Origin of the sequence: Rhodococcus sp. A14 (assembly GCF_011603105.1) — a bacterium.
GTDB lineage: Bacteria > Actinomycetota > Actinomycetes > Mycobacteriales > Mycobacteriaceae > Rhodococcus_F > Rhodococcus_F opacus.
The window spans coordinates 1-10,706 of sequence record NZ_JAAOQS010000179.1 but is presented as its reverse complement, the minus strand read 5'-3'; the positions used below and the strand labels follow the sequence as shown (position 1 = coordinate 10,706).

The window sequence follows — 10,706 nt, the reverse complement described above, 5'->3', positions numbered from 1 at the left end:
CCCCCCCCCCCCCCCGGTCTGCATATGGCGCGGGGGCTCTTCGACAACGACAGCTTTGCCATTCCGTCGGGAATGCGAACACGGAAGGTTATGTCATGCTCACGTCCTCTCACATCAGCAGACTTGCGTGCGGGCTTACCACCGCTGCGGTAGCACTGACACTCGCCGGCTGCGGGGCAGCAAGCAACGCCGAATCACATGGCGATGTCATCAAACTCGGTGAGACGAGTGGAATCAGTGGACCGGCCGGGGGCTATGGCAAGGCCCTGAGCGAAGGGCAGCAGGCGATCTTTCGGGCAGTCAATGATGCCGGCGGCGTGGACGGGAAGAAGATCGAACTGACACTGCTCGATGACGGCCTCGATGTGGCCCGCGCGGTGCAGAATGTGCGGAAGCTGGTCACAGACCGAAACATAGCGATTGTCGGCGGCTCTGGTTCGGGCTCGATCGATGCAATCGTCCCGGTCCTGGACAAGGCAGGCGTTCCCCTTCTCTTCCCTGCGAAGTCGAGCCCGGCCTTCGTCAACGCAGTAGTCCCACAGGCCTTCGCGATGGTTCCCACTTTCCCTGATCAGGCACATGCTCTAGTGTCCGCAGCGTACGAGAAGACCGGACCAGGAAGCGTTTTCCTTGTCCGCACGGTGTCCGACCAGAATGACCCGATACTGGCGAAGGTCGAGGCTGCGGTCCAAAATGGCGGTGGCTCATTTCTCGGCACGGCAATCGTGCCGTTCGGGGCCGACGTGACCCCCGTCGCACTCCAAGTCGCCGAGGCGAAGCCGGATTATGTTGTCTTCACCTCCGCTCCCGCTGAGACCACCAAGATCGTGAATTACCTCGCCGGCAAGGACCAGCTCCCGAGAAAGGCGATCCTCGGTACGACCTCGCTTCCCGGTGAGACCTTCCTGCAGGGAACACCGCGGAGCGCACACGAACTTCTCTTCAGCCTCGCCATCACCAAGCCACCCACGGACCCGAGCGCAGTCGATTGCCTAGAAGCGGTACGAAAGTACTACCCGGACTCACAGATCGACACAGTGACGACGTTCGGTTGCGCGATCGCGCAGGCCGTGGTCGCGGGACTCGAACTCGCTGGACCTGACCCAACCAGCGAGAGCCTGGTCAAGGCACTTGCCTCCATGCAGGACCGTCAGGTGAGTCCCCTCATCCCCCCCGTGACCTTCTCTCGAGAATCGCACATGGGTCTGACTTCACTGCCAACAGTCACTGTCAAGGACGGTCAATACCAGGCAGCCGAGACCGTCAACGTGCCGGTTCTGCCGTGAGGATCACCCACCAAATATAGGAGAGTGTCATGGGTCTGTTCCTGGAAACGGTCCTGAGCGGCGTTACTGTCGGAATGCTCTACGGCCTCCTATCCTTTGCGATGGTTGTGCTGTACAAGGCGACTGCCACCGTGAACTTCGCCCAGGGAATGATGGGAACCGCCGCCGCCTTCGTGGCCTTGACTGTCATGGTTGAGTTCGGCGTCCCAGTTGGCGTGGCCATCATCGTCGGATTGTTGTTCAGCACCTTCTTGGGTGTTCTTACATTCTACGGCGTCGTCCGCCCCAAGCCGAGTGCGGGTAAGACAAATGTGATTATCAGAACGCTCGCCCTCTCGCTGGTATTAGCAGCTTTCGTAGACCGATTCAGGGGCGCCGGTCAGCCATTCCAATTTCCTCAGCTTCTCAGCTCTGGCGGCTTCAGCCTCTTTGTAATCCAAATCAACTATTCTTTGATACAGACGTTCGCGGTTGCAGGGGTTCTCCTTGGCTGCTTCAGTCTCTTTTTTCGATATACCCGCGCCGGTTTGCTCACACGCGCCATGGCCGAGTCCCGCGAAACGGTCAGGCTACTCGGTGTCCGTAGCGATCGATTATTTGCGGTCGCCTGGGGAATCAGTAGTTTCTTGGCCGCGATCGTGAGCCTTTTATCCGCCAACCGTGTCTACGTCTCGACTTTTATGCTCGAAGGCTACTTGCTCTACGCTTTTACAGCGGCGATCGCTTTTGGGCTCACCAGCCTGACTGGGGCGGTTGTCGGCGGCATCTGCGCAGGTCTTCTGAGCAATGTAGTCGCAACCTACTTCGGACCCGACGCGGCCAACCTCGTCATCTTCGCGGCGCTGATTGCCGTCCTCGTCATTCGCCCACAGGGAATTTTTGGAGAGCGGAGAGTACATCGTGTTTGAGCACTCGGTGCAGCGACAGCTACCGACAGCCGTATTACGACGGTATTCGGGCGTGGCTACGGCGCTTGTAACGCTTGCAGCCCTCGGGATGATCGTCCGCGAAGCCTCGTGGCAGTACGTCCTGATACTCGGCATGGCTTGGGGCGCAGTGGCTGTCGGAATGAACCTCTGGCAGGGATACCTTGGCGAACTTTCGTTCGGACATGGGGCTCTAGTTGCAATCGCTGCGTATGCCTGGACCGTGGCGAGAACCGCCGGGCTGTCTCCCCTACTTGCGCTTACCATTTGCGTGGGACTTACCTTGATTGCATGCGGAATTATCGGACTCGCGGTGGTCCAACTTTCACACTTTGGTTCCGCCGTTGTCACCTTCTTTCTGGCATTTGTGGTGTCGGCAGGTCTGCAGTCAAGTGCGTTCGTCAGTCTCACCGGTAGCCAATCTGGTCTGCTCGTGCCCGATCTATACGTTCTTGGTGTCGATTTCGGCAACGGCGTCGGCTTGTATTATCTTGCGTTCGGCTTTCTCGCTGTCGTTCTGTTTTCCTCCTCAAATTTCGGCGGCGGAAGACGCGGTCACGAACTTCGGCTGGTGCGGTCGAGCGAGCAGGTCGCGTCCCTACTCGGGGTCAGGATCAAGCAAGCCAAGTGGACCGCCTTTGTGTTCACAGGTCTGGGTGCAGCGTTGGCCGGTGTCGTCATTGCCCAGGCACTTACCGTCATCACACCAGATTCATTTTCCGCCGCGGTATCCATCACCCTGGTGGCGATGGTTGTCGTGGGAGGACAGGGAACATTATTGGGACCATTGCTTGGTGCACTCTTTTTTGCGGCACTACCCTCCGTCTTTCAAGGCGCTCCGGAGAACGAGGCTTTATACGCGAGCATCACTTTTCTTGTCTTTGTTGTGCTGGCTCCGGCGGGAATCCTGGGAGCCCTGCCCAGGTGGGGCGGTGCGACCACGAAGCGGCTACCAAGTCGTCCGCGAACTTTGACTGGCACGGGAGGCGAGTCCGGAAGCATGGAGGCCTGCGATACACCGTCCGAGGCTCTCGATGTTCCAGAGGTGGACTCTGGCCCGAGAATTGCCGACGAATGCGACGTGGCAGCGACTGCGGCGGCCGCAATGGAGATTGCCGACGTGAGTGTCGCTTTCGATGGAGTACATGCACTGAGTGGAGTCGACATCACCGTGACCCATGGACAGATCCATGCCCTGATCGGCCCAAACGGTGCTGGTAAGACGACGCTGATCAACGCCATCACCGGTCTACTCCGACCGACGAGTGGAGAGATCCGAGTCAATGGCCTTGCATCTGCCAAGCTGTCACCACCGGAGATTCGTGCTGCTGGAGTAGGACGAACCTTTCAGAACCCGTCGCTCGTCGACGATTTGTCCGCAGTCGAGAACGTCGCACTAGGACTCTTGAGCCAGCAACGGCGCTGGTTGCTCGTGGATCTGCTACGCCCTACTCTCGGGCGGAACGCAGACGCTGATACTCGAGCAAGGTGCGAAGGGGCTCTGCGCCTGGTCGGGGTTTCAGAATCCACCTGGAACAAGAGAGCCGATGAAATCTCGCTAGCTGACCGGAAACTGGTCGACCTTGCTAGATCATTCGTGGCAGAGCCGACGATCTTGCTCCTCGACGAGCCAACTGCCGGACTGGGAGAACACGAGATCCACATCGTCGAAGACGCGATACTCAAACTTCGTGCCAACGGACGCCTAACGGTCCTACTTGTCGCACACCATGTCGCCTTTGTTCGGCGGGTGGCCGATACGGTCACCGTACTGGACGGGGGAAAGGTACTAGCCTCCGGTCAGCCAGAGCAGGTCACATGCGACGAGCGGGTACTGGAAGCGTTCGTCGGCAAGCCTGTCGAAGTGCTGCACCGGGAGGGTGAAGGTGGTTCCACGGCGGGGGAACCAACTCGCTACTCGTCGGTCGAACCGGCTGATAGCGCTCTGCCATACTCAGAGGCATTGCAGCTGAGAATATCTCGCACAGATACGTCGTCGCAGGGGCTGGCAGTGACCGACCTGACCGTACGATACGGGCCGGCGCGCGTCCTCGACAAGATCTCCCTGCGTGTCTCCCGAGGGGAACTCGTGGGGCTTACGGGCCGAAATGGCGCGGGGAAGACGACATTGCTACGAGCCCTGTCCGGAATGATCGGTCGCGGTGATGGCCTGGTCAACATGGACTCGGTCACCGTTCCCCCGTCACCGGTGGACGCAGCCAGGGCCGGATTGATCCAAGTACCCGAGGGTAGGGGCGTCGTCGGATCGCTGTCCGTGCTAGAGAACCTACAGGTCGGCGCCTTGGCGGTCGGACACAAATTCACCAACGAAAACCTGGATCAAATTCTGAGCCGATTCCCCGCACTCAGGCCACTATTGCAGCGCCCCGCCGGGTTCTTGAGTGGCGGCCAACAACAGATGCTCGCGATAGCCCGAGGACTTGCCGCTAAGCCTTCCATCTTGATGGTAGACGAACTCAGCCTGGGGCTATCCCCCAAGGCCACCAGCGAAGCTCTGCAAGTATTAGTGAGGCTCACCCGCGAAAGCGGCGAAGGTGTGCTTGTCGTTGACCAAAACATCCAGACCCTCGCAAGCGTCTGTGATCGGATGTACGTCTTACGGGACGGGTCTCTCGTCGAACTCGAGGGAAACAGCGGATCGATTCATGAACTGCAAGAAGTCTATTTCTGACGAGGAGACTACCCCTACGACAGGGCACCCGGCAAAGTCGCAATATTCCATGTCATACGCTCAGGAGTAGGTCGACAGGGCCACCCAGGATTCCACCAATGTCATCAGCGCTGATGCCGCAGTGCTCGTCGTGGCCGCCCCACGCGGCGCGCGGGCATCGCTGCACGGTGTATCCGTCCTCGTCGCTGACGCGCAGTGGGCGATGCTGGAACCGCTGCTGCCGCCGCCCGGTAATACGGCAGGCCGCGGCGGGCGTCCCGAAAAGCATTACCGCCGAATGATCCTGGACACCATCTTGCACCTGGTGCGGGGCCGGATCGCGTGGCGCCAGCTGCCCGCCGACTTCCCGCCGCCGACCACCGTCTACGACGTGTTCACCCACTGGGTCCGAGCCGGGGGTGGCGGCGCATCCACGACGCGCTGCGAGACCGGCTGCGGGTGCGAGCCAGACGAGACCGATGCCCGACCGCAGCAATCATCGACTCGCAGACCTGCCCGCCGCGGACACGGTGCCCCGATCCAGTCGCGATGGGACGGCGGGAGACGGACGAACGGGCCCAAGCGACACCTCGCGGCGGATGCGACCGGGCTGCTGCTCGCCGGGGTGGTCACCGCCGCGTCGATCGAGGACCGCGACGCCGCGTTCCGGCTACTCGCGCGTCTGCGTGACACCTTCTCCACGATCCGGCTGGTCTGGGCGACGGAGGCTACTGAGGTTCCCCCCGAAAAGTGGACACCGAGTTAGCGGGACTCCAGTCCCGCTGGAAGGATGTCCGTATGCCTCCTCGCAAGCGTCGGTCGTTCACGGCCGAGTACAAGGTCGAGGCCGCCCATCGTGTGATCGATTCCGGCCGTACCATTGCAGAAGTGGCACGGGAGCTGGGCCTGAACGAGAGCCTGTTGGGTGAGTGGGTCAAAGTCGAGCGCCGCAGGATCGCTGCCGCCGAGGTCCATGGAGAAAAACCTCTGGACACGGCCGAACGCGCCGAGTTGCTGCGACTGCGACGGCAGGTCGGCGAGCTCGAGAAAGACAACGCTTTCCTGGTAAAAGCCTCGGCTTATGCCGGTGATCGTGGGTGGGGTGCGCGGTTGTCGAGGGTGGTGAGCAGTTCGAGGTAGACCTTCTCTCGTCGTGGTTCTGAGCGGGATGCGGCGTCGGCGGCTTGGTCGGTGACGCGTTCGGTGGCTCTCGTTGGTGGAGAAGTGGGTGCAGGTTTCGCAGATGGTTTCGTAGTTGCAGTCCAGTAGTGTTGGGCGGGTGCAATTTCCGTTGCCAAGCAGGCGGATCGACTCGGTCCGTAGTCGCGCCATATTGGGTCCTTCGGTGAGGGCCTGCGCGGTTGGTTTCGGGGTGTAGATAGCATCGAGTTGTTCGGTGACGGCGAAGTATTCTTCTGCGACGGTGCCATCGGCGATGCGTGCGTAGGTCATGGTCATCGACAACGATTGGTGTCCGAGGAGGGCTGCGATCGCTTCGAGGCTCATGCCGCGGTTGATGGCTTGGGTGGCGAGGGTGTGCCGGAGCTGGTGTGGGGTGACGTGGCCGATTCCGGCGTCGTCGGCGGCCGCGTAGACGGCGTAGTCGACTCGTCTGCCGGGGATGGGTCGGCCGAGGTCGGTGAACATCAGGTCACTGCGCGGCTGCGGTGGGTTTTCCGAACACCATTGCGAGAGAAGCTCGTCCACTCTGGGGTGCAATGGGATGTAACGGTCGGTGTGCAGTTTCCCGATGGGTGTGCGCAGCCAGCGGGCACTATTGATGTCGGTGACAGCACCGCGGGTCAACCCGAGGAATTCGCCCTTGCGGAGACCGGTGAGGGAGAGGACTTCGACGGCGACTCGGTCGAAGAGCGACGGCAGCCGGCGTGCGGAGGCGAGGAGTGCTGCGGCGTCGGCGTCACCGAGGAACCGCGGTAGCGGCCGATCGCGGATGGGCATGTCGCCGGAGTAGACGGGGTTGCGGGCGGGCGCATCGTCGTAGCCCCATTCGATGATCCGGTCGAAGAATCCGCGCAGATGCCCGAGCCGCATCCCGAGGGTTGTCTTCGCCGGTTGGGTGCTGCCACGGTAGCCGGATTTGCTGGCGAGGAAGGTTTTGAACCCTTCGATATGTGTTCTGCGGATGCCCGCTACTGCGGTGACGTCGGGATGGTGTTCGGTGAGGTAGACCGCCAGGTGGCGCAGGGTGGTGTCGATCAACGCGATACTCGCCGGGCGCATGCTGATACCGATTTGGCTCATGTAGCGGCGCAGCGTCGCGATCAGGAGCGGCTGTGCGATCGCGAGGTGCTTCCAGTGGATGCTGCGCCGCGACGGGGAGAGCCGGACCGGTGGGGCGCTGTCGAGCAGTCCGAGCACGGCCATCGTTGCTTTCAGTCCGTGTACCGGTGTCGACCAACTGTTCGGAATCTTTGTTCTGCCGGCGTGCCGGATGCCGGTGAGCTCGGTGATGATGCCCTCGAACACTGTGGTGGCGAGCATGTTCGGTGCTGCACCGGCCGCGGCTGCGGCCTGAGCGAGAGTGTTCCACTGTTGACGTACTTGGATGTCGCGGAAGCCGATGCCGAGTGCAGTGTGTGTGAAGTGTTCGAAGAACGCGGGGTGGATGACGGCAGAGTGGGCGCCCCAGGAGCTGCGTGATGCGATGGCGTAGTACGCACCGGCGGGGTGAGCGGTCATCACCAGCAGGCGGGCGACGAAGCCGCGAACGTCGACGGGTGCGGTGAGTTGGCGCGCCGCTCCGGCATTCGACCAGCCCTCGAGGTCGGTGAATTGGCGGGTGAACGCGGCGGCGGTGTGCTCGCGGGTGAGCCTGCTGCCCGGGGTTGTTCCCAGTGCGATGAATTCTCGCGTGGTGCGGTCCTCGATGTCGGTGAGTTGAGGCGCGGTCGCGGAGTTCACCGGGCGTCTCCGGTTGTGGTGATGTCGTCGCCGAGGGCTGCAATGGCGTGGTGGTATTGCTCGGTCAGCCAGGTGTTGCTCAGGTGCAGGTAGATGCGGGTGGACTCGATGTTGCGGTGTCCTGCTTGCGCTTGGACTGCTTCGAGGGACATCCCTGCTTCCCGCAGCCGGGTGAGGCACGTGTGACGAAGCATGTGGCAGGTGAGGTGCTCGATGCCGGCCCGGCGGCGGGCGCCGCGGACGATTTCGTCGGCGCCTGCTGCGGTGAGTGGCTGGCCACGGTGTGGCCCCTTCAGGACAACGAAGATGCGCGTATCTGTTGCGATGGTGGGTCGTTCAAGGTCGAGGTAGTCGGTGAGGGCGGTGAAGAACGCTGGTGCGATGGGGACGATCCGGTGGTGTCCGCCTTTGCCTTCGGTGATGGTGATCCGCCGGTCGGCGAGGGCGATATCGCTGAGGCGGAGTCCGAGGACTTCGCTGCGCCGCAAACCGCCAAGGAGCATCGCGAGGATCATGGCGCGGTCTCGGTGGGTGCGGAGCGCGCCGAGAAATGCCCCTGCTGCGGCGGAGTCGAGGATGCGGGGAAGGGTGCGGGGCGTTCGGATCAGCGGGGCACTGCGGCGGGAGCGTCGGTGGTCGGTGCGGGCGCGGACACTCAGGCCGGTGGGGACGGGATTGGCTCGGATGAGGTCGCGGGCGGTGAGGTAGCTATAGAGGCCGGAGAGGGTGGCGAGGCGGCGGGCGATGGTGCGAGCGCTGAGACCTCGTTCGCCGTCGCCGATGCGGACGACGTTGGCTCCGTGCCTCGGCTGTCGTTGTGCCGCTATGAACTCGAACATATCGGTGGTGGTGATATCGAGTGGGTCTTTACCGGTGTGGGTGAAGAAGACTTTGAGGTCGTAGCCGGCGGCGAGGACGGAGTTGGGGCGGCATCGTGCGGCGACGAACCGGAGGTAGTCGTCGAGGAGGGGGTGACCGAGCCTGATTTCGACGGCGGTGTCGCCGAGGTCGAGTCGGGTGATGGTCGGGGTGAACGGAGGCATCGAAGCCTTTCGTGTGAGTGCATACCCTTCGACGTCGGAGACCTCGAGGCGGGTCGTGCGGATCACCAGCATATCCATGCGTACTTTGCTGCGATGCAGAAGAATCGACCCGGTTCGATCTGATGGTGAAGTACGCCGGCCCCGACGACATTGCGGAGACCGCCGGCACCACCGCACCCGAAGGTGAACGCTTTTCGATCACGCGGATGGCGCGACTGCTGACAGTGTCCACATCTGGCTACTACCAGTACATCAAACGTAGGGCCACCACGGTGCTGACGCCGAGGCACCATCGTCGCGCCGACCTCGAAGTCAAGATCGTCGAGATCCACAAGGATTCGAAGGGAACCTACGGGTCTCCGCGGGTCACGGCCGAGCTGCGTGCTCACGGTGAGGTGGTGAACAAGAAGACGGTGGCCAAGATCATGGCCTCGATAGGCATGGAGGGCATCAGTCCGCGCACGTTCAAGGTCAAGACGACGGTGGTCGATCCGCAGGCGTCGTTCCCGCCGGATCTGATCGAGCGGCACTTCGACCAGGGCCGACTCGATGCCGTCTGGCTCACCGACGTCACCTATCTCACCTCCGGTGAAGGTGACATGTTCTTGTGTGCGATCCGGGACGGCCATTCGCGGAAAGTGTTGGGATACAGCATTGCTGATCACATCGGTGCCGAGATGGTCACGACAGCCATCGACCGCGCCGTGGCTGCGCGCGGTGGGTGGTGTCGTCAGACGATCCTGCACTCGGACCGGGGTGGGGAATACACGGCTCACCTGACCGCGGCCGCCTGTTTCCGGCACGGGTTGCGTCGGTCGATGGGTGCGACCGGGATCTGCTGGGACAACAGTCCTTCCGAATCGTTCTGGTCGACCTTCAAGCACGAGGAATACTATCGGCACGTCTTTGCGACGAAGTCTGATCTCGTTGCCGCAGTTGACAGCTGGATCATCTTCTACAACACTGTCCGACGACACTCGGCAGTGGGAATGCAAAGCCCCGACAGCTACGAGAAGTCACTTCGGGCGGCAGTCGCCTGAAGCAGGTAACCCCCTTGTCCACCGTTCGGGGGGAACCTCAATCACCACCGACGACCTCGACCTGGTCGCGAGTTGTTGACCGACGCTGGAGACGACTCCGCGGCCGGCCAAGGACGCGATGAGTCCGGCTCGGTCACCGCGTGCCGGCGCCCACCGCCGGGGCCCGGGCCAGCACCCGGCCCAGGGCAACCGTGGCCGTCAGCACCGCGGCCACCACCGCGATAACCCACACGAACGTCGCAGGCACGGTGGAATACCCGAACAGCCCAGCAACGCCCACACCCGCGGCCGTCGCCGCCAACGCACCCACCGGAAGCAGCACCGCCAGCATCCGCACGGTTCCCGCGGGCCGATCATCACTTGCCACGGCCAACACCCACCACACACCCAGCAATGCGCACCCATACGCCAGCACCGCGCTGCCGGCGTAGAGCACCAACACCACAGCCCACTCCACCGCGATGCCCACCGTGGCCGTGAACACGACATACAGCAACACCAGCATCTGCGACAACCCCACGATGACACCGCCCAGGGCCGCGGCGACGGTCCGGCCCAGCAGGAAGGTGCGCCGACGGCGCCGTTCGTCCGCACTCGCCGCGTCCCGCACCACCCGCCACCCGGACAGCCACAGCACCATCCCGCAACCGGCCCCGGCCACCGTGGCACCGCAGAGGACGGCCATCACCCCAATCCATGAATCAGTCAACCCCGGCTGGAACGAGTTGGCCACCATGTACGGCCGCGACGTAAACGCGACGAACACCACCACCAAGACCAGCCCGACGACCAAACCCGCAACCCCGAAGATCCCGCTC

General features: G+C 62.6%; 8 protein-coding genes. 5 read left to right on the top strand and 3 right to left on the bottom strand.

The window, feature by feature from the left end; genetic code table 11:
* The first annotated feature begins 95 nt into the window (after positions 1-95).
* The 4 genes from G9373_RS43450 to G9373_RS43435 all read left to right on the top strand — a co-directional run bounded on the left by G9373_RS43450 (position 96) and on the right by G9373_RS43435 (position 5,649).
* A complete protein-coding gene (locus G9373_RS43450) occupies positions 96-1,286 on the top strand; it encodes an ABC transporter substrate-binding protein (RefSeq protein WP_120661928.1) in 1,191 nt (396 codons plus the stop codon).
* A gap of 29 nt (positions 1,287-1,315) precedes the next feature.
* Positions 1,316-2,194, top strand: coding sequence for a branched-chain amino acid ABC transporter permease (locus G9373_RS43445; RefSeq protein ID WP_167121026.1), 879 nt, complete (start codon positions 1,316-1,318; stop codon positions 2,192-2,194).
* A gap of 52 nt (positions 2,195-2,246) precedes the next feature.
* A complete protein-coding gene (locus tag G9373_RS43440) occupies positions 2,247-4,904 on the top strand; it encodes an ATP-binding cassette domain-containing protein (RefSeq protein ID WP_167121024.1) in 2,658 nt (885 codons plus the stop codon).
* A 130-nt stretch (positions 4,905-5,034) separates the two neighbouring features.
* Positions 5,035-5,649: a transposase gene (locus tag G9373_RS43435; RefSeq protein WP_206033824.1), complete on the top strand. Its 615-nt coding sequence runs from the start codon at positions 5,035-5,037 to the stop codon at positions 5,647-5,649.
* Here G9373_RS43435 and G9373_RS48450 read toward each other — a convergent pair.
* Both G9373_RS48450 and G9373_RS43425 read right to left on the bottom strand, forming a co-directional pair.
* Entirely contained in the window at positions 5,646-7,805 is a 2,160-nt protein-coding gene (locus G9373_RS48450; protein WP_167121022.1) for a site-specific integrase, read from the bottom strand. The two genes, G9373_RS43435 and G9373_RS48450, sit on opposite strands and share 4 nt — an antisense overlap.
* Positions 7,802-8,926 (bottom strand): tyrosine-type recombinase/integrase, encoded by a 1,125-nt coding sequence (locus G9373_RS43425; RefSeq protein ID WP_240961097.1) that lies wholly within the window; start codon positions 8,924-8,926, stop codon positions 7,802-7,804. Before G9373_RS43425 ends, G9373_RS48450 begins: the two co-directional genes overlap by 4 nt.
* 44 nt (positions 8,927-8,970) lie before the next feature.
* Between G9373_RS43425 and G9373_RS43420 the strand changes: the two genes are divergently transcribed.
* Positions 8,971-9,888, top strand: coding sequence for an IS3 family transposase (locus G9373_RS43420; protein ID WP_167121020.1), 918 nt, complete (start codon positions 8,971-8,973; stop codon positions 9,886-9,888).
* 133 nt (positions 9,889-10,021) lie between these two features.
* Here the strand turns inward: G9373_RS43420 and G9373_RS43415 are convergent.
* A partial coding sequence (locus G9373_RS43415; RefSeq protein ID WP_167121018.1) for a hypothetical protein occupies positions 10,022-10,706 on the bottom strand: 685 nt, incomplete at its 5' end.

What these genes read in the sequence shown, in the direction of transcription:
- G9373_RS43420 (WP_167121020.1), top strand. Translation starts at nt 8,971, where the DNA reads ATGGTGAAGTACGCCGGCCCCGACGACATTGCGGAGACCGCCGGCACC.
- G9373_RS43425 (WP_240961097.1), bottom strand. Translation starts at nt 8,926, where the DNA reads ATGGATATGCTGGTGATCCGCACGACCCGCCTCGAGGTCTCCGACGTC.
- G9373_RS43450 (WP_120661928.1), top strand. Translation starts at nt 96, where the DNA reads ATGCTCACGTCCTCTCACATCAGCAGACTTGCGTGCGGGCTTACCACC.
- G9373_RS43445 (WP_167121026.1), top strand. Translation starts at nt 1,316, where the DNA reads ATGGGTCTGTTCCTGGAAACGGTCCTGAGCGGCGTTACTGTCGGAATG.